Here is an 18,661-nt window from a genome sequence, read left to right as displayed (position 1 = left end):
CTAACGTTCTCGCGCTACAAGCAGTTTGGGATTAAATTAAGCCCATTATTCGGATTTGCCAAATCTTTCTGACACAAGACCAACTTCAAATTATGCCTAATACCCAAATTGCTTGTAGCGTGTGTTACCTGATGTGCTTTTATGCGGCTTCGGTGTTGAATTCTGTGTAAGTATTAGTTTTCATAATGTCAATTTTGAAATCTCCGTTTTCGTCTTTCATAATTATAACACTATCAAAACCTAATTTATCAAGTTTTTCTATTGTCGCCAATTCGCCTTCTGCAAGTTGTAAAACTCTACGTAATAACCAATCAGACAAAGCTTTATTTGGGTTAGTCATCAAAGCTTTTGAGTTTTCTTGACACACTTTTGCGGTAAATATTTCTCCCGTTGGAATTTGTAAGTTAAAATCTTGGTCACGTTTTGGAAAGAAATTTGGATATTTTCTGTGCAATTCCGCAGGAATTGGAATATAAATTTCTCCAAAATCTCTTTTTCTTCCATTCGCATTCCATTGATTTAAACCGCTTCTTTCAAAAATAAATTTTTCTCCTTTCTGAATTCCATAAAGAGGCAAAATCACATAATTTTCGCCTTTAACAAGTTTGTCAGTTGCAGTTTTTAAATTCTTATTCTCCTCAAACAATTCAAGAAGCAAAGAATACGGATCTTCAATTATATCAATTGGTAAACGAAAAGCATTTTGAGGAATTATAAATTTTCTAAAAAGTGTACTTTTTGAATAATTGAAAGTATATAAATTATTTCCGTCTTCAAATTGTAAACTTGCTTTATTATCTTTAACCGAATGAATATTAGCAACATCTATGATGTTGTAATCCGTTTCATAAAGTAATAATTCTTTTTCTTTTCTCGCAACAATATGATAAAGTGAATCTTGAATATCGTACACACGATTTGCTAAATTTATTCTATCGTTTCTGAATTCTCCAAGCTTTAGCGCTAATTCTTTACCTTTAAAATCTCGTAAAGTTCTTGATAATGAGTTAAATTCTGCTACCTTTTCTGTACTGGAATTGCTATTACAAACAAAAGTTTTCAAACCAACACCAACAGAATTATAATTTGCGTCAAAAGCTGTATCTGAACGAGATAAATTGCCCGCATCGAAACTTCTGCAAAATATATTTTCGGCAACACGATAATTTATGAAAGGTACAGCACTTTCACTGAATAAACCCGAAAGCTTTGAAACTGCTGAAAGCAGTTTCAAATAATTTCCGTTTTTTTCAATGTCTATTTCTGCAAACGATTTCATAAAACTCTTATGATTTCGTCGCTAATTCTCTCAATTAATGTTGTAGTTACAGAATTCCCTGCTTGCATATAAAGTTTACTATTTGCCAAGTTTGGCAAAATGTAATTTTCGGGATAACCTTGAAATAGAAAACATTCTTTTGGAGTTAATTTTCTAATTCCAAAATCGTCTTTTATAAGCGGTACATTGTGGCCGCCTGTTCCCATATTTGCCGTTAAAGTTGGACAAACATTACTTTTGTTTTCCCTTGCGTAAACTCTACGCCATTGATAAACTGTGTCTTTTGAAGTCATCGCTTTTTCAAGTTCTGGATAATATGCGTGGTCTTCTTTGTAATATAAATTATCTGCTTGCTTGCCTTTTTCTAAAATATCGTGAATAGTTTTTGTTAATTTAATTTCCGAAGGAAATTGGAAATTAGCAAAATTTTCAACTTGATTTGGGTCAAATGCTACAATGAAAATTCTTTCACGATTTTGTGGAATATTTGCGTGTGTCATTGAGTTCAAAATTTTAGTAAAAACTTTGTAACCTAATTTATCTTCTAAAACTGAAATAATTGTTTTAAACGTATTTCCATTATCGTGAGAAACTAAATTTTTCACATTTTCTAAAAATACAACTTTTGGTTTGTGCTTTTCTATAATCTGCTCAATGTCAAAAAACAATGTCCCTCTTGTATCAGCAAATCCTTTTCTATTTCCTGCAATTGAAAAGGCTTGACAAGGAAAACCTGCACATAATACATCAAATTCTTGCGGAATGTAATTTTTAACACGTTCTTTTGTAATATCTCCAAATGGAATTTCGCCAAAATTTTCTCTGTAAGTTTTTTGAGCTGATGTTTCCCATTCGCTTGTAAACACACATTTTCCACCAACATTTTGCATTGCTAAACGAAAACCGCCAATTCCTGCAAAAAGGTCAATAAATTTAAAAGTGTAATTTTTTGGAGTTGGAAACGGAACGTTTTCAACTTCAAAAAGAAGTTGTTGCAAAGCGTCTTCTGCGACAATATTTATTTTTTCTTCAACTTGTTTGTATTCAACAAAGTTGTTTAAAATTTTCACTGCATCTTTTTTATAATGCTTTGAAACTCCGTTATGATAATTGTGTAAATAGTGTGTAATTAGTGCTTTATCGTATGGCTCAACAAGTTTTACCTGATAGTTTTTACCATCAAATTCTTTAATACTTATTTTTTCTAATACGTTCATTTACTTTATCTAAAATTAAGCTGCAATTTAGGATATTAATTCTAATAAATAAATTATAATCTTGTCAAAAGTATTTCAGTTGGACTGATAAATCTAATTTGAATTTGGTCACCGACTTGTGCATCAATATGACTGAACCAATTGCCTAATAATTTTAAATTTCCCGAACCTTGAAATTGTTTTGCATATTCAACTCTATGTTGATTTCCAGCTGCTAATAATTTTTCATTGACAATATAACCATCAGAGGTACTAAAGTCATATTCAGCTGATCTTATTGCAGAATGGTTATTTGTGATTTCAAATTCATACGCAACATTAGCAGGTATTTGTAAATAACCTTCTCCAATTATAATACCTCGGCTATTTGTATGTCTATATTCTCCCCATTCTAAATGAGCCTGAAGTAATGTTGTGATAAATAAATCTCCTGTATTTGGCATAATTTGTATATTTAGTTGTTTTTCTCCGACTCTGCGGTCGCATATCAGGTAACTTATATATACCCGCCATTAAATGGCGTATATACACCCAAATTAGGGTAGATTGGCGCAATTCAATGTCGTATTATTTTTTTGTGAAAATAATAAAAATAGTTTTACAAATCATCAAATGGGCTTTTAATTTGTTGAATACTTTTCGTACTTACATGAGTATATATTTCGGTAGTTTTGCTACTATTATGACCTAATAATTCTTGAATATACCTTAAATCGGTGCCGCTTTCTAATAAATGGGTGGCATAACTATGGCGTAACCAATGTAGGGTTGCAGGCTTAGTAATTCCAGCTTTTTGCAAAGCAGACTTTAAAACATTTTGTAAGCTGCGTGCATCATAAGCTACTCCTTTTTGCCGCCCTTCAAACAAAAAGACCGTTGGTTTATATAAGGTGTAATAATCACGAAGCATTTCGAGTATTTTAGGACTTAGTGGTGCTATTCGATCTTTTTTACCCTTCGAGTTTTTAAGCAATACAATGTTTCGTTTGGAATCGATATGTACAGGCTGTAAAGCTAATAATTCACCACATCGCAAGCCACAGCTGTAAATAAGGGATAGCATTGTTTTGTGTTTAATATTGCTATGAGCATTCAGTAGCGTTTTGACTTCCTCTTTGCTCAATACATTTGGTAAAACTTTAATTCGTTTGGGACGATGCAGTTTATCGATCTCAATTTTGGTTTCAAGGACGGTTGCAAAGAATAATTTTATCGCATTTACGATTTGGTTTTGATAAGAGGCCGAAAGATTGTTCTTTATAATATACTCATTATTATAGATGATAACATCCTCATTTGTAATCTGAGCCACAGGTTTTTCTCTATAAAAAACTAAAAAGGATTTTAAGGCTTCGCTATACGTGCCAAGCGTGTTTTCGCTATATCGTTTGGAACGTAGCCATTGTTTAAATTTCTCGATATTCTCTATTCCTTCGGCCGAAGGAATAGAGTGGGAGAGAGGTATGATTTTAAATCGTATTCGATTTTCTTCTGTGTTAGGAATGTGCCATGCTTTTAGGGTCTGGCTCCATCTTGCATCCTCAAATTGTTTAATGCGTTCTATTAGTTGAATATTCTTTTCAAAATAAACAGCTATGCGTTCTTTGTTGTCATGATGTACAATTTTTGCGGACCAATTCATATTTTCTGATTTAATGTCAAAAGTAAATATATGAATTTTCTGTAAAAATAAACAACACTTTTACTTACAAATAAAATAAAGGATTAGATTAATTTAACCCTATTATAGGTTTCCGACTTTTCCTCCAAACAGCTGAATTAAAACTTGTTTTTCAGCTTCCAGCAATTCTATTTTTCTTTCCAAAGCTTCGATTTTGTTGGCTGCTGTCTGGTCTATCGGCGCATCAGTAGTATAGTTTGCTGGCAGCTGAACTGCGATGTCCATTATAAAATTATGACTCAAACCCTCCGAAAGTTTTAGTAAGATATCTAGTCGTAAGGTTTCCGATTTTAGATATTTTATAAGCGATTGGTAGTCTATACCAGTTTTTCGAGCTAATGCACTTTTATAAATGCGCTTTCGAGTACAGTATGCAGTGAGTAATTCACCAGTTTTTATTGTTGTCATAGTTTGTAACTTATAATTAAGTTTTGCAAAAATAGGTTTTTTTTATACAAAACATATATAATAATTATACAAAACGTATAAATGTTTTATATAAAATGTATAAATGATTAATACAAAACGTATAAATGTTTTATACAAAAAGTATAAATGATTGATACAAAACGTATAAATGTTTTATATAAAAAGTATAATTGATTGATACAAAAAATATAAATGTTTTATATAAAAAGTATAAATGATTGATACAAAACGTATAAATGTTTTATATAAAAAGTATATATGTTATATATAAAATATATAAATTAAATACAAAGCTCAAAGTGTTATGTACGAGTACTATAGTTTTGTGTTTTTGACGTTTTGATAATGAATAAAAGAATTCTTGTTTGCGATTTTACCTTTAAATATAAAGCACAAAAAAAAAGGCTATCCAATAATGGACAGCCTCTTTTCAGGATTTGGAAATTAATATTGTTTACTGAATTTGCTGAGCAGGGGCACCTGGACTCTTGTCAAATCTAATTTTTAATTTGTCATAACTCGCCTGTGCTCCAGATACTCCAGCATCGGCTGCCGATTTGTATTGCTCGTAAGCTTTTCTAGCGTTAACAAGTGCTTCTCTGCCCGCAATACGTTGTGCATCTTTTAGTCTAACAATGATATTCGAATACAACGAAATCAGTTCTTCCGATTGATTAAAGAAAGTAACATCATTACTCAAGTTAGGAATATTAAACCAAGCTGGCATAAGAGTAGCTCCATTAGTAATTAGCTCGTTTAGGGTATCGTCTACAAAAATTTTGTTATCAACATTAATATCGCCACCACTAGCACGTTCCTCTTCGGTAAGAGTCGCCAAAACTGGAATTTTAGCAATTGTAGCATTAGCATTTGTTTTCATCAGGGTCATGTCAGCGACTGGGTAGATTAAGTTCAGTCTGTTTGGATTTAAATTACTCATTTAATTTAGTTTTTATAATTAGTCATTATTCAAATGTAGGAAAAACTATAATTAAAAAAATATTTTTTATAAGAATTTTTGTTGTATTTTTTAAAATAATAAAATATGCAAAAGTTTGTGTGGGATGCTTTTTTCAAGTTATATATAACTCTTTAAACATTAAATTGTACTAAACCTGCTTGCTGTCATATCATTTTGTTTTAAACCACACCTTCATGATCTCAGATTTTTTATCAATCAGATATTGTTTTAAGGATTCATTATCGGATAATTTATTTTCAATTTCAGAGAAAAAGAAATTAAGATCATTCGACCTTTGAATTTTATTTTTATCTAAAGAGTTGGTTTGATATTTAATATAAAAAAGCTCATTATTACTGAAATAAAAAAGTAGTTTCTCTTTTTCTGAGCTTCCGTCTTCAAAAGCAATAGAGCTTGAGTAATCCGCTCTTATCAATCTGCACGTTTTCTCGTCATTATAATGTTTTTGTTCTTTTTGGGATAACCGATTATAATTTAAGCTGTCTATAAAATGGGCATTTATTTTCCAACCAGAATAACCATCTCCAACAGTTTCTGTTTTGTCATTAGCATACTCTTTTTTAGCTTGAATTCTGCCTCCATAATCAAATATTTGAAAACAGCTTTCCTGTTTACTTAAACTATCTATTTCTGAGATTGAAAACTCCAGTTTTACCGCTTTTTGCGAAAAGCTTAAAAACGATATAAAACAAAATAGTATTGAAAGTTTAAACATAGCTCTATTGACATGGTTTTGGGGTATGATAACTAGCATCCTAAAACTTGAAAAGGTTTGGGAATTTGAAACTGATTATTCTTTGTTAAATGAAATTCTTCAAAAGATTTGAGTAGGGGGAGCTTATAAAATTATTGATTTAAAGAATAGTATTTCTTAGCTATAAAAGCAATTGGAAGCCCTATACAAAATATTAAAATAACTATTGCTAGTACCAACGCAAAATCAAGGCTTCTGGGTGGTAAAGCAGGAAATACTATTGGTAGTACAATTAGATTCATTACTACGCCAACGAAAATTCCGTATAGAATTCCAGAAAGTAAAGCATTCTTTCTAAAAAGTGGAACGTAAGGGTAAATTAGAAAATAGAATAAGGCAAAAGTGGTTGCAATTAGGTAATGAAGACCCAAGCCGTACCAAGCCATTTGTGGACCGCTTGTATAGGCTTCTTTTTTAAAAATACCACTGGCAATAGATTGTAAAAGTTTAATTGCTGTAGTTTTTTGCAAAATAACAGTGTAGGTTATTGTTGCTGCCAAAATATCCATTGTACCAGCAATTAAACCTGATAAAAAAATAGCACCCACTTTAGATTTCATATACTATGGTTTTAAGTTTGTTATCGAAATTATTTTGCAAATCAATGTTGTGTTACTTTCTCAAAAATTGTATTTAATTGCTTTAGGTGTCTTTGAATATGGATAAGATCAAAATATATCCATTCGTAAATTGTGAGTTTTCCAAAAGATGGAATCACAAAATCAAGACAGGTTAAAGTTAAATCGTAATTGTTTGAAATGTGCAGTAACTCTTGTTCAATTTTTTGCAATGCTAAAAGTAATAAAATTTGGTTATATTCTTTATCCTCAGTGTATAAGAATTCTGGAGACTGCATTTTTGTATCAAAATTTAAAAATACCGATTTTATAACGTCAATTTTTTCACTGGGATCACGGTCCGTTTTTTCTGTTTTACCATCACATAGTTTACTTAAACCGGAACATCCTAAAATAAGATGTTGTGCAAGCTGACCCGCTGTCCAGCTCCCTTCAAAAGGTTTTTTGTTTATTTGGCTTTCTGAAAAAGAAGAAAGTTTTTCATCTAATTCCTTAAATATTTCGGTAATATTTTGTTTAAGATTTGCTGTTGTTTCCATTGTGTTGTAAATTTAAAATTCGACGATTAAATTCAGCAATTTATTTTGATTATCTATTGTGTGCTTTTTCCATATTTTAACTGCATAAAAATGGGATCAAGTTTATCTTGGCAAGTAATAATAAACATATTGTCATATTGAGACTCACTTATAGTAATCTTGTTGAAACCGTTAGTGAGTGTTTTTATAATTTCTGGAACAGTATTAGAATGCCCAACAATAACCACCGTTTTTCCAATATAGGAAGCAAGAACTTCGTCAATCAATTGTTTGGCTGGATTTTTCGCAGCATATTCTGTAATTGGAATACCCCTTTCAAACGCAAGAGATTGTACAGTTTGGCGGGTGCGATTATACGGAGTAGAATAAATAGCACTTATTGGTACAGTATTCAAAACATGTCGTAACTCTTCTGCTCTCGAGATTCCATCGCCACTTAGATTTGGATTATCACCATTGCTTTCTTTTTCAGCATGCCGTATAAGTATAAATGTAGTTGTTTTGCTTTTCACGGCAGAATTAGCGTGTTTACTTTGCGATATTTCTCCCTGTTTGGATTGAGGGTAGGCATATACTAAACAGAGAAAAAATAGTATAAAAAATTTATTCATTTTATTTGTTTTGATGATTAACTTTTTGAGGTCTGGCATTATATAATTTAGTTCAGTTACTCGATAATCTTAAAGACCAATAATTAAATGAAATAGAACGTCATAAATGTTTTAAAATAAAAAGAATATGACTCTGTTGTGTATTACGACTAATATTCGGGTGCTTAGTTTTTATCTTGTAAAAGTATAGTTAAGTTATCTAAAAGTATAATTGAATTGTATAAAAATATTTTTTATAGTGAAAACAAAAAAACAAAAGGATATACTGTTTGTCTTAGTATTTCATAACTCTGAAAATGAAACAGAACGAAAAAACGCTGCAAAACCAAAGTCTTACAGCGTCAATCAAATTAAATAAAAAGGGTATTGTTTCCAATCTCTGCAAATACGTGATATAACGCGCTATTCGCAGATAATTGTTTCTGTTTATAAATTTATTCTAGAATCAATTCACCTAAAGCTTCTTTGCTGAATCCTACAAGTTGCTCCGTTTGTCCAGCTTTTATTTTTGCAGCCCAATTTGGGTCAGATAGTAAAGGTCTTCCAACGGCAACTAAATCAAAATCACCTCTATCGAAACGTCTTGTTAGTTCATCCAAAGAGGTAGGTTGAGAACTTTCGCCCGCAAAAGCACTAAAGAAATCTCCTGAAAGTCCAACCGAACCAACAGTAATCGTTGGCGCTCCTGTTACTTTTTTAGCCCATCCTGCAAAATTCAAATCAGAACGTTCAAATTCAGGTTCCCAAAAACGACGTTGTGAACAATGCAAAATATCGACACCTGCATCAACAAGAGGTGTAAGCCAAGCATCTAATTCTTGTGGATTTTTTGCCAATTTATAATTGTAATCAGAAGGTTTAAATTGAGAAAAACGCATGATAATTGCAAAATCATTTCCTACTTGTTTTCTGATTTCTTTCACCACTTCAATTGCAAATTTATTGCGTTCCTTTATTGTTTTTCCTCCGTAAATATCAGTACGTAAATTGGTTTCAGGGTTAAAGAATTGGTCAATTAAATACCCATGAGCACCGTGAATTTCGATAGTATCAAAGCCTAATCGTTTAGCATCGGCCGCTGCTTTTCCGAAAGCAATAATGGTATTTTCAATGTCTTTTTCAGACATAGTGTTACCGTTATTGAAACCTGGACGGTTTAATCCTGATGGCCCTTCAAAAGGAACTGGAGGAACCCAGCCCGAATGATGATTATCCATAATTCCCATATGCCAGATTTGCGGCCCCATTTGACCACCAGCAGAATGAACGCCATCTATTACGTTTTTCCATCCTTTTAGTGCTTCATTTCCATAAAAGTGAGGGACATTAGCATCATTAGATGATGACGGTCTGTCAATAACAGTTCCTTCAGATAATATCAGACCAACTTCGCCTTCAGCTCTTTTTTGGTAATAAGCAGCTACTGCATCAGTTGGTACTCCATTTGGAGAAAAGGAACGCGTCATAGGCGCCATCACAATTCTGTTTTTAAGATTTAACGTCTTCAAGTTGAAGGGCGTAAATAAATTATTTGTACTCATATCTATTTATAATTTAGATTCTATTTTTTTAGTGTTCTAACAAGGAGTAATACCAATTTGGAATTATTATTTCCAACCACCGCCCAATGCACGGTATAACTCGGTATTAGCAGATAATTGTTGTCTTTTTATATCAGCAAGTTCTAATTCGCTTTGCAATAAATTCGCTTGTGCAGACAAAACTTCCAAATATTCTGCCATTCCATTTTTGAATAACATTTTCGAATTTTTAATGGCTTGGTTTAATGTTTTAACACGTTCCTGAAGGAAAAATTGCTGTTGCTCCAGTTTTTCTACAGTTACTAAAGCATTAGATACTTCGGTAACTGCTACTAAAACTGATTGTCTGAAATTGATAACTGCTTTTTCTCTTTCCGCTACAGCGATATTATATTGCGTTTTCAATTTTTTATTATTCAATAATGGTTGTGTTAAACCTCCAAGAGCTGTTCCAAACAAGGAAGCAGGAATAGTGAACCAATTACTACTTTCAAACGAATTTAATCCGCCTTGAGCTGTAATTTTTAAAGCTGGATATAAATCTGCTTTTGTTATTCCAACATTTGCATTTGCAGTTTTTAAAGCTAATTCAGCACTTTTTACATCAGGTCTTCTGCTTACTATTGAAGATGGAATTCCAACAGCGGCATTATTTTTTACATCAATGTCACTAAGAACTATGCTCCTTTTTTTAGAATCTGGGAACGAACCTGTCAATACACTCAAAGCATTTTCCTGAATCGAAATGTTTTGTTCTAATAAAGGAACTAACTGAGCAGCATTTAATTTCTGCGCTTCGGATTGTTGAATCGCTAATGAAGTTACCTGACCTGCATCAAATTTTAATTTAATGATAGTAGTGGTACTGTCAATTAACTGTACATTTTTCTTAGCGATTTCTAACTGTGCATCTAGCATCAAAAGATTGTAATATCCTTTTGAAACATTAGCCACAACAGTAGTTTGCAATGCTTTTTTTACTTCTTCTGATTGAAGATAATTAGCAAAAGCTCCTTTTTTCTGGTTTTTGATTTTTCCCCAAATATCAGCTTCCCACGAAAGTGAAACTCCAGCTGAATAATCTTCAATGTGATTTTGACCTAAAGCCTGATTCAGACTCCTTCCAGTAAAACTATTATCCGAAGGATTGCTCGTACTTGCGGTTACCAATAGATTAGCTTGCGGTACATTGTTCCATTTCGATTGTGTGAATCGATATTGCGCAATTTCGATGTTTTTTGTTGCTATTTGTAAATCGTTATTTCTCACTACAGCACTATCGATTAGTTGGATCATATCTTTTTCTGTAAAGAAATTTTTCCACTCCAGATCACCAATACTAGTCGTGTCTTTTGAAACCGATGCATTCCTGAAATTCTCAGGAAAGGCATCTTTTGGTGTTTCAATATCCTTGGAAACAGTACAGGATATTATTGTGGTAATCAGAATAGTGATTATCACGGTTTTGGTTATATACTTTTTCATTTTTACTTTATTGTAATTAAGATTCTGGACACGTATCTTTTTTTGTTTCAAGATCTCTTGACACTTTATACGCTATGTATGCTAGGCTGATGATTATTGTCATCAGAATTGTTGTGATATAATTTTCCATTTTTATTTTCGTGGTTATTGGTTACAGCTACTGGTTTTCCGGTAACTTTTTCTTGTAAATATTGGAATACGATGAATAAAACCGGGATGATTAACAACCCTAGAATTACTCCCGAAACCATTCCTCCGGCGGCACCAATACTAATAGAGTGGTTACCCTGAGCTGATGGTCCTTTGGTACTCATCATCGGAATTAATCCAACAACAAAAGCCAATGATGTCATTATAATTGGTCGTAAACGAAGCTTCGCAGCATCTATCGAAGCTTTAACTAACGCCTGACCAGATTTTCTTTTTTGGACTGCAAACTCTACAATTAGAATCGCATTTTTGGCGAGCAATCCGATAAGCATTACTAAGGCAACTTGTACATAAATGTTATTTTCGATTCCTGTTAATCCAATGGCAACAAATACTCCAAAGATTCCGGCAGGGATTGAGAAAATTACCGCCAAAGGCAAAATGTAACTTTCGTACTGTGCTGCAAGCAGGAAGTAAATGAATATCAGACACAATAGGAAAATAGTTGCCGATTGTCCTCCAGAAGAAATTTCTTCGCGGGTTTGTCCTGAAAATTCATAACTGTAACCAGCTGGCAATTGTTGTGCCGCAACTTCTTCAATTGCTTTGATGGCATCTCCAGAACTAAATCCAGGTTTCGGAATTGCATTCACCGAAATAGAATTAAACAAATTGTATCTCGAAGCGGTTTCAGAACCATAAATACGAGTTAGTTTTACCAAAGTATTTATCGGAACCATTTCGCCATTTTTGTTTTTTACAAATACACGGTCAATAGCGGATGGATCTGCTCTGTCGGCAATATCCGCTTGAACGACCACTCTGTAATATTTTCCGAAACGATTAAAGTCTGATGCTTGTGCACTACCAAAATAGGCCTGCATTGTTTGCAGAATGTCTTTTACTTTGACACCCAATTGATCCGCTTTTGTATCATTAATATCCAACTGTAATTGAGGATAATCAGCTTTGAAAGAGGTAAAGGCTACAGCAATTTCAGGACGTTTCATTAATTCACCAATGAAGTTTTGTGAAATTCCACTAAACTTATCCAGTTTACCGCCTGTTTTATCTTGTAACACTAAATCTAAAGCTTCAACATTACTAAATCCAGGTACAGTTGGGAAACTAAATACGAAGAAACTACCATCTGAAATCGCTCCTAATTTACCACGAACCTGATTCATGATTTCGTCGATATTTTTGATATCGCCACGTTCTTCATTTGGTTTAAGCAATACGAAAACAACTGCTGATGATGGGCTTGTAGAGTTTGTCAATAAGTTGAAACCTGAAATCGCGGTTACAAATCGCGATGATTTCAAACCTCTTAAAGTATTCTCAGCTTTTGTCATTACTTTTTGAGTTCCGTCTAATGAAGTTCCCGAAGGAGTATTCACTGCAATCGCAATAAAACCTTGATCTTCTGTTGGAATAAATCCTGATGGAGTCGTTTTTACCATTACAATTGTGGCAATAGTAATTAAAGCCAAACCTCCTAAACTAACCCATTTGTTACGAATTAAGAATTTTAATCCACCAACGTAGCGATTGGTTAAATTCTCAAAACTATTATTAAATCCGTTAAAGAATTTTTGTTTAAAACCTTGTTTAAGGTATGGTTTTTCTCCATTGTGAGCAGCATGGTTATCCTTTAAGAATAAAGCGGCAAGGGCAGGACTTAAAGTCAAAGCATTAACTGCTGAAATTACAATTGCAATGGCCATCGTGAAAGCAAACTGACGATAGAAAACCCCAGTAGATCCTTCCATAAAACCAACAGGTAAGAATACAGCAGCCATTACCAATGTAATCGAGATAATTGCACCTGTGATTTCGTGCATCGCTTCGTGTGTGGCTACTTTTGGAGACAGATGTTTGTGTTCCATTTTGGCGTGTACCGCTTCGACGACGACAATTGCATCATCGACCACAATACCAATCGCTAAGATTAATGCGAAAAGAGTTAAAAGATTTATCGAGAATCCGAATAACTGCATAAAGAAGAACGTTCCTAAAATGGCTACTGGAACTGCAATGGCTGGAATTAAAGTTGATCTAAAATCCTGAAGGAAAAGAAACACAACAATAAATACCAATATAAAAGCTTCAATTAAAGTGTGTTCTACTTGTTCAATTGATTGATCTAGAGATACTTTTGTACTATAAAAGATATTGTGTTTTATTCCAGAAGGAAAATCTTTAGAAGCTTTAACCATCAATTTGTTAATCGCAATCTGAATATCATTTGAGTTAGAACCCGCCAACTGAATAATACCAATTACAACTCCTTTTTTACCGTTCAAACGGGTTAAACTGTTGTAGGAGTACGCACCAAGTTCAACTCTCGCGACATCTTTTAAACGAAGTACAGAACCATCTGCATTCGAACGAATTGCAATGTTTTGATAATCTTCTGGTTTGGTTAGTTTCCCTTTGTATTTGATTACATATTCGAAAACTTCTTTACTTCTTTCTCCAAATTTACCAGGAGCAGCTTCCAAACTTTTGTCCTGAATGGCTGCCATCACTTCATTTGGCGTCACATTATGTGTTGACATTTGTGTTGGATTTAACCAAACACGCATAGAGTAATCTTTTACACCTCCAAAAATACTAGCTGAACCGACTCCAGGAATACGTTTGATTTCAGGAATAATATTGATTTGAGCATAATTGGCAACAAATGTCTGATCGTATTTTGACTCATTATCGGTATACATACCAATTGCCATAATAAAACTGTTTTGTTGTTTGGCTGTGATGACACCTTGCTGTACCACTTCCGCAGGCAATTGACTTGTAGCTTGTGCGACTCTGTTTTGAACGTTAACCGCAGCTTGATCAGCATCTGTACCCAATTTAAAGAAAACGGTGATTGCTAACGTACCATCATTACTAGCTGTTGAGCTCATATAAGTCATATTCTCAACACCATTTATAGATTCTTCCAGTGATGGTGCGACAGAACGTAAAACGGTTTCTGCATTCGCTCCTGGATAAACTGCCGTGACCAAAACCGAGGGAGGCGCAATATCAGGAAACTGTTGTAAAGGCAATTTTGTGAGTCCCAGTACACCTAATATCACCAGTAAAATGGAGATAACGGTTGCCAGTACGGGTCTTTGTATAAATATTTTGAACATCTTCGTAAAAATTATTTTTTGTTAATTATTTGAGCAAGTTTAGTATCAGCTGTTTTTTCAGGCTGAATTAGTTGTCCTTCCTGAAGTTTATCGATACCGCTTAATACAATTTGATCACCCGATTTTACGCCGTCTTTGATAAGATAGTTAGTACCGCTTTTTCCGATAACATTGATAGGCATTTTGGTAACCTTGTTTTCTTTGCTTACAGTAAAGACAAAAATTTTATCCTGCATTTCGATAGTAGCCGATTGTGGAACCAAAATCGCATCGTCATGCTCTAATCCTAAACGAACTTTTCCTGTGTTTCCAGAACGTAACGTTTTATTTGGGTTGGAGAATTTGGCTCTAACTGTAATAGCACCAGTAGTTTTATCAAACTGTCCATCGACCATATCGATTTTCCCTGTTTGCGGATAAGCGCTATTATCAGCTAATAATAAAGTAACGGGAGGGAGGTTTTTGATTTTGTCACCAATGCTGTTTCCTGCATATTGTGATTTGAATTTGATGAAATCGGTTTCACCCAAAGAGAAATAAGCATATACTTCGTTAACATCTGAAAGTGTAGTTAAAGCTTCAACATCTGTTGCAGAAACTAAACTTCCTTGTTTTTTAGGGAGTCTTCCGATATAACCATTCACTGGGGCTGTGATATTGGTATATCCTAAATTGATTTTTGCTGATGCTGCAATTGCTTTGGCTTGCTCGATATTAGCAGCAGCAATTTTTTGAGAAGCCTTAGCCGATTTCAATTGATAATCTGAAACCACTTTGTTTTGAACTAAAGGAGTCAATTTGTCTACTTCTAATTGAGCGTTGATATAAGCCGCTTCGGCAGCATGAAGACTGGCTAAAGCAGTATTCAATTGCTCACGGAAAGGACGTTCGTTTATTTTGAATAATGACTGCCCTTTGGTAACATAAGCACCTTCGTCTACTAAAACGCGATCTAAATTTCCGCTAACTTGGGGACGGATTTCCACATCTACAGTTCCTTGTATAGCAGCAGGATATTCATCTTCAGTAGTTGTGTTTTCAGTTTTTATTGCCATAACGGGCAGGAGAGGAGCGGGCGCTGCAGCGGGCGCTTGTGTTTTATCTGCACAGCTGATTAAAAATGCAGCCACTAAGCTTAAAATGGTTATTTTTTTCATAGTTGATTTTGGATTTAAATTGGTCTTACGTATTGCTGTTTCTGGAATAATCGTTTCAGAATTCATGATGTTTTTAATTTAATGGTTAGTGTTTCAGTTATTGTTAATTCTGGAATAAACGTTTCAGAATCAAAGCTGTAATTTAAAAAAAAGATATGCGTATTGGCAATTATATCTGAAATAAACGTTCCAGAATTAGATAAAAAAATAGAAGCTATTTAAATATATTTTTAATCAGAAATTCTGACATTTTTTTGATTTTGATTGGGTTTTGATTAACGATGTATGATTGCTTCCAGCCTGTAAAGGAAGTTGCAATATATTCAGCCATTAATTCAGCATCTTCTGAATTGTCCATTTCTCCATCATCCATAGCTTTTTGAACTATTGTAGCCATAAATTCGATGAAAATATCATTTTGTTTACTCATCTGATTTCGGACTGCGTTATCATCAGGAGCAATTTCGAATGTCGTTTTCATTCCCAAACATCCTTTTTCACAGGATACAATCCAATCCGCTTTATCAGTGATAACTTTAATGAGTGCTGCTTTGGCTGATGTTTCCTTGGCTACTTTTTCTTTTAATTCACACATTGCATTATCAAAATAATTGCAAATACATTTCATGAATAATTGATGCTTGTCGCCAATGGTGTTGTATAAACTACTTCGGTTAATCTGCATGGCATCCACAAGATCTTGCATTGAAGTAGCATTATATCCTTTTTCCCAAAAGACATTCATTGCTTTTTCAATTTTTTCAACCTCGTTAAATTCTACACAGCGAGCCATTAGATTTAATTTTATTTTGCAAATGTAAAACTATTTTTGAAACAAGCGTTTCAGAATTGATATTTTTTTTGATTTTTTTTTAAAATAGAATAATAACAGTATTAAGATATTGATTTACAGGTTTTTATATTATTTTTAAAATTTCAGAAGCAGAACCTCTTAGTTGTTAACAAACTTTAATCCTGCTCTTCGCTAAATCTTTTTCTGGCAAAATGGACCAGAAAAAGGATATCGCTGCCATCGGTTCTATCCTGGAAATTTAGTTTTTTATAAGATTTTGTAGCAGTCCCAAAAATTAAGCTGAAGATTAATAGTATTCAGTATTAATTATTTAATTTTAGTTTCATCATAATGTCGGTTTGCTCATCATCGCCTAATTTAAAAATGTGCTTGTCAAACTCAATAAAGCCATTTTTCTTGTAAAAACTAATTGCTCTTTGATTTTCTTCCCAAACGCCTAACCAGACATAATCGGCATTTTGGTGTTTGGCTAGTTCAATTGCTTTGTCGTATAGAATTTGGCCTACTTTTTTTCCATGAAAATCTTTTATAACATAGATTCTTTCAATTTCTAAAGCTTTATCATCTTTAAGTTCAGTTTGAGAATCTCCGAAATTTAGTTTGAGGTAACCAATTATAGCATTGTCTAATGTTGCAAAATAGAATTCAGCATTTTTGTCGTTCAGTTCCGATGTTAGTTTCTCAATAGACAACCCTTCTTCTAGATATTGAGTCATATTTTCTTCCGAATTGGAAGAGGCAAATGTTTCCGAAAATGTCTGTTTACTAATTTTTTGTAATTCGCTAATTTCGTTGGGCGTTACTTTTATTATTTTGATGTTTTCCATTTTTTTTGTTTTTATAAATTTTCTAATTGTGGTTTTCTATGATTTTCAGTTATAAAGTTGTTTTTTAATGAGCAACCGCTTTTAGTCCTACAATAGAACCTATTAATGTAAAAAGAAAAAATAAACGTAAAAAAGTAGCTGGTTCTTTAAAAACTAAAATGCCAACCAATACAGTTCCAACTGCTCCAATACCAGTCCAAACAGCATAAGCCGTACCAATTGGTAATGTTTGAGTAGCTTTGATTAAAAGTGTCATACTTATGCAAAGAGCAAGCAAAAATCCAGCATACCAAAGATACATTTCATTTCCTGTTGAGTCTTTGGCTTTTCCTAAACAATACGCAAACGCTACTTCAAATAATCCTGCAATAATTAAAATAATCCAATTCATTTCTTTTATATTTTATGCAAAGGTCGGAAATGAAATGGAGTAAGTATTTTACAAATGATAAAAAATGAAATTTATTTGATATCCGCTCTTATTCTACTTAAAGTAACTTGCGTTATGCCAAGATAAGAAGCAATATATCCTAGTTGCACTCTTTGAAGTAAATCGGGATTGTCTCTAATGATTTCTTTGTAGCGTTCTGTTGCAGTTCGGAATTGTTTTGAAATTAAACGTTCTTCTGTTTTTATAAGTTCTTTTTCTGCAAACTTTCTTCCCCAATTAGCAATGTGAATGTCTTTCTCGTAAAGGTCTTGTAGGTTTTGGGTGTTTATTTCATAAAGTTCACAGTCTTCTAAAAGTTCAATTTCTTCATACCCTTTTTGATTGGCTACATAACTTCTCATGGATATAACTGGGTCTCCTTCTTTGCCAAACCAAAAAGTAATCTTTTGATTAATTGAATTAATATAGGCATGAACAATTCCCTTTTTTAGAAAATAAATACTGTCTTCAACTTTGTTAGTATTCAATAAAATATAACCTTTTGGATGTTTTTTTTCAGTAATGTAATCCTTGATTACCAATTTTGAATTTTCTGGAAGTATATATATGTTATCAAGAATTTGGTCGATTGTCATTGGGAAGGTAACTTTTAAAGTTGGAAGTAGCCTGTATATATATTCAACAGTTTTTAGTCTAATATAAGATTTTTTATTTATTGAAAATATTAAAAAATATTTTGATCAGTTTTTTTAACAACATGGATTTATAACCGAACAAATAGATTAACGAGTATATAAAATTATTATTTAGTTGATTGTGTAATAGTTGTAAGTTTTGAATGTAAATTAAGGATTGTAAAACTATATTGTCAAGGATATTAAACTTAATTATTATTTATAAATAAACTAACAGAAGAAAAATTAATAAATTATTTTCTAAATTTTTTTAAGTTTTTTACACTATTAGTTTGCTATTTTTGGAGAAATTTTCTACATAATATTTTTAGTCTTAGGTATGCATTCATTGTTATTTATTAAAGACAAATTATATTTTGTTTAAAAAAATCTATTAATTATTAAA

18 protein-coding genes are annotated in these 18,661 nt (G+C 32.8%); all 18 read right to left on the bottom strand.

Going from position 1 to position 18,661, the window contains the following annotated elements; translation table 11 throughout:
• Positions 1–139: 139 nt before the first annotated feature.
• Positions 140–1,279 (bottom strand): restriction endonuclease, encoded by a 1,140-nt coding sequence (locus CLU82_RS01245; protein WP_100841375.1) that lies wholly within the window; start codon positions 1,277–1,279, stop codon positions 140–142.
• Entirely contained in the window at positions 1,276–2,496 is a 1,221-nt protein-coding gene (dcm, locus tag CLU82_RS01240; protein WP_198520170.1) for a DNA (cytosine-5-)-methyltransferase, read from the bottom strand. The genes CLU82_RS01245 and dcm overlap by 4 nt, the downstream gene beginning before the upstream one ends.
• Before the next feature lie 53 nt (positions 2,497–2,549).
• A complete protein-coding gene (locus tag CLU82_RS01235) occupies positions 2,550–2,939 on the bottom strand; it encodes a hypothetical protein (RefSeq protein ID WP_100841374.1) in 390 nt (129 codons plus the stop codon).
• A gap of 155 nt (positions 2,940–3,094) precedes the next feature.
• Positions 3,095–4,138, bottom strand: coding sequence for a site-specific integrase (locus tag CLU82_RS01230; protein WP_100841373.1), 1,044 nt, complete (start codon positions 4,136–4,138; stop codon positions 3,095–3,097).
• Positions 4,139–4,240: 102 nt separating this feature from the next.
• Positions 4,241–4,585 (bottom strand): helix-turn-helix domain-containing protein, encoded by a 345-nt coding sequence (locus CLU82_RS01225; protein WP_100841372.1) that lies wholly within the window; start codon positions 4,583–4,585, stop codon positions 4,241–4,243.
• Positions 4,586–5,060: 475 nt separating this feature from the next.
• Positions 5,061–5,546, bottom strand: a complete 486-nt coding sequence (locus tag CLU82_RS01220; protein ID WP_100841371.1) for a hypothetical protein — start codon at positions 5,544–5,546, stop codon at positions 5,061–5,063.
• A gap of 190 nt (positions 5,547–5,736) precedes the next feature.
• Complete coding sequence (locus tag CLU82_RS01215) at positions 5,737–6,303, bottom strand: hypothetical protein (RefSeq protein ID WP_157813294.1); 567 nt, start codon at positions 6,301–6,303, stop codon at positions 5,737–5,739.
• Positions 6,304–6,434: 131 nt separating this feature from the next.
• Positions 6,435–6,902: a DUF1440 domain-containing protein gene (locus CLU82_RS01210; RefSeq protein WP_100841369.1), complete on the bottom strand. Its 468-nt coding sequence runs from the start codon at positions 6,900–6,902 to the stop codon at positions 6,435–6,437.
• Positions 6,903–6,943: 41 nt separating this feature from the next.
• Positions 6,944–7,459: a DinB family protein gene (locus CLU82_RS01205; protein WP_100841368.1), complete on the bottom strand. Its 516-nt coding sequence runs from the start codon at positions 7,457–7,459 to the stop codon at positions 6,944–6,946.
• Between the two features lie 53 nt (positions 7,460–7,512).
• Positions 7,513–8,070, bottom strand: a complete 558-nt coding sequence (locus tag CLU82_RS01200) for a phosphoglycerate mutase family protein (protein ID WP_157813293.1) — start codon at positions 8,068–8,070, stop codon at positions 7,513–7,515.
• Between the two features lie 434 nt (positions 8,071–8,504).
• The gene (locus CLU82_RS01195) at positions 8,505–9,611 is read right to left on the bottom strand and encodes an NADH:flavin oxidoreductase (protein WP_100841366.1); all 1,107 of its coding nucleotides are present in this window, start codon (positions 9,609–9,611) and stop codon (positions 8,505–8,507) included.
• Positions 9,612–9,677: 66 nt separating this feature from the next.
• Positions 9,678–11,096 (bottom strand): TolC family protein, encoded by a 1,419-nt coding sequence (locus tag CLU82_RS01190; RefSeq protein ID WP_100841365.1) that lies wholly within the window; start codon positions 11,094–11,096, stop codon positions 9,678–9,680.
• Between the two features lie 65 nt (positions 11,097–11,161).
• Positions 11,162–14,392: an efflux RND transporter permease subunit gene (locus tag CLU82_RS01185; protein ID WP_100841364.1), complete on the bottom strand. Its 3,231-nt coding sequence runs from the start codon at positions 14,390–14,392 to the stop codon at positions 11,162–11,164.
• An 11-nt stretch (positions 14,393–14,403) separates the two neighbouring features.
• Complete coding sequence (locus CLU82_RS01180) at positions 14,404–15,615, bottom strand: efflux RND transporter periplasmic adaptor subunit (RefSeq protein WP_100841363.1); 1,212 nt, start codon at positions 15,613–15,615, stop codon at positions 14,404–14,406.
• 148 nt (positions 15,616–15,763) lie between these two features.
• The gene (locus tag CLU82_RS01175) at positions 15,764–16,342 is read right to left on the bottom strand and encodes a TetR/AcrR family transcriptional regulator (RefSeq protein ID WP_100841362.1); all 579 of its coding nucleotides are present in this window, start codon (positions 16,340–16,342) and stop codon (positions 15,764–15,766) included.
• A gap of 323 nt (positions 16,343–16,665) precedes the next feature.
• Entirely contained in the window at positions 16,666–17,190 is a 525-nt protein-coding gene (locus tag CLU82_RS01170) for a GNAT family N-acetyltransferase (protein WP_100841361.1), read from the bottom strand.
• Between the two features lie 64 nt (positions 17,191–17,254).
• Positions 17,255–17,581: a multidrug efflux SMR transporter gene (locus CLU82_RS01165; protein ID WP_100841360.1), complete on the bottom strand. Its 327-nt coding sequence runs from the start codon at positions 17,579–17,581 to the stop codon at positions 17,255–17,257.
• Positions 17,582–17,652: 71 nt separating this feature from the next.
• The gene (locus tag CLU82_RS01160) at positions 17,653–18,216 is read right to left on the bottom strand and encodes a Crp/Fnr family transcriptional regulator (protein WP_100841359.1); all 564 of its coding nucleotides are present in this window, start codon (positions 18,214–18,216) and stop codon (positions 17,653–17,655) included.
• Positions 18,217–18,661 lie beyond the last annotated feature (445 nt).

The sequence above is a fragment of the Flavobacterium sp. 5 genome (genome assembly GCF_002813295.1).
In the GTDB taxonomy this organism is placed as follows: Bacteria; Bacteroidota; Bacteroidia; order Flavobacteriales; family Flavobacteriaceae; genus Flavobacterium.
Note: the sequence above shows the minus strand (reverse complement) of the source record. Positions and strands in the feature narration are given on the sequence as shown.